At 67.2% G+C, this 1,199-nt stretch carries 2 protein-coding genes and 1 pseudogene; all 3 read right to left on the bottom strand.

The annotated features are described in order from the left end of the window. A pseudogene (locus EES42_RS00830) lies at window positions 1–210 on the bottom strand (ATP/GTP-binding protein); the annotation flags it as partial. Then, window positions 191–817, bottom strand: a complete 627-nt coding sequence (locus EES42_RS00825; RefSeq protein ID WP_124716175.1) for a DUF742 domain-containing protein — start codon at window positions 815–817, stop codon at window positions 191–193. The gene EES42_RS00825 and the pseudogene EES42_RS00830, both read right to left, overlap by 20 nt. Before the next feature lie 85 nt (window positions 818–902). Next, a partial coding sequence (locus EES42_RS00820) for a roadblock/LC7 domain-containing protein (protein WP_124717327.1) occupies window positions 903–1,199 on the bottom strand: 297 nt, incomplete at its 5' end.

Genomic DNA, 1,199 nt, shown 5'->3' with positions numbered 1-1,199 from the left:
CGCCACCGTCGTGGTGGTCTTGTCCCCGGTGTGCGTCAGGTCGTCGATGCCCGCGGAGGCGGACGTCATCACGGCTTCGGTGCGCAGCGGATTGATCTCCGAGACGGCACCGACGAACGTGGTCTTACCCACGCCGAAGCCCCCTGCCACCACGATCTTCGCCGAGGTAGTGGAGCGGGCTGCTCCGCCGCTAGAGCTTGCGAAGTCCACTGAGCACCCTTTCGAGCAGTGTCACATCTGGCTGGCCGCCGGCGGACTCGTCGCCGCCGGGCTGATGGATTGCGACGAGTCCGGCCTCTGCCAGGTCGGCTACGAGGATCCGGGCAACGCCGAGCGGGATCGAGAGCAGCGCCGAAATCTCGGCGACCGACTTGATCTCGAAGCACAGCCGGCAGATCCGCTGGTGCTCGGGCAACTGCCCTTGCAGCCGGGACGGATCGGCCGTGGTACTGACCAACGCCTCAATGGCGAGTTGGTAGCGCGGGCGGGTCCGGCCGCCGGTCATGGCGTACGGACGAACCAGCGGATTGTGCGCGGAGGGCGCGGCAGGCTCGGGGGTCTGCCGCGGCTGGACCGGCTGGATACGGGGCGCCCGGGGCGAGTCGTAGCGGTGCGGACGCTGCGTCGGCCACCCGGAATTCTGCTGGGCGTCGTGCGGCGGCCGCGGAGGCTGCTGCGGCTGCTGCTGATAGGGCCGGTAAGGCTGCTGGGCGCCCTGTCCGCTGGGTGCGGAGGGGAAGTTGAACCGGTTGTCGCCGTGCTCACCCGGTACCTGTCGGCCACCGTCGTACTGGTGCCCGCCTGTCGGTGTGTCCACGATTCCTCCTCCTGCCGGTCCCGGTCTCAGTGGGCCGCGCCACCGCACCTTATGGCCCGGTGGCGTGAAACGCACTGTCTGTCTATTAGTTAAGAAGACTTCCCTGCAGTTCAGCACGGAGGTCCGGGGTGAGGACACTGCCGGCACGGTCGACGAGAAGAGCCATTTCGTACCCAACCAGACCGATATCGGCGTCCGGATGTGCAAGAACGGCAAGAGATGATCCGTCGGAAATGGACATGATGAAGAGGAATCCGCGCTCCATCTCCACAACTGTCTGATTCACGGCGCCGCCCTCGAAGATCCGCGAGGCACCCGCGGTCAGCGAGGTCAGCCCGGAGGCGACGGCCGCCAGCTGATCGGCACGGTCACGGGGGAATCC

It is taken from the genome of Streptomyces sp. ADI95-17, assembly GCF_003846175.1.
Taxonomy (GTDB): Bacteria; Actinomycetota; Actinomycetes; order Streptomycetales; family Streptomycetaceae; genus Streptomyces; species Streptomyces sanglieri.
The sequence above is the reverse complement of the archived record's forward strand: the minus strand, read 5'-3'. Positions and strand labels throughout refer to the sequence as shown.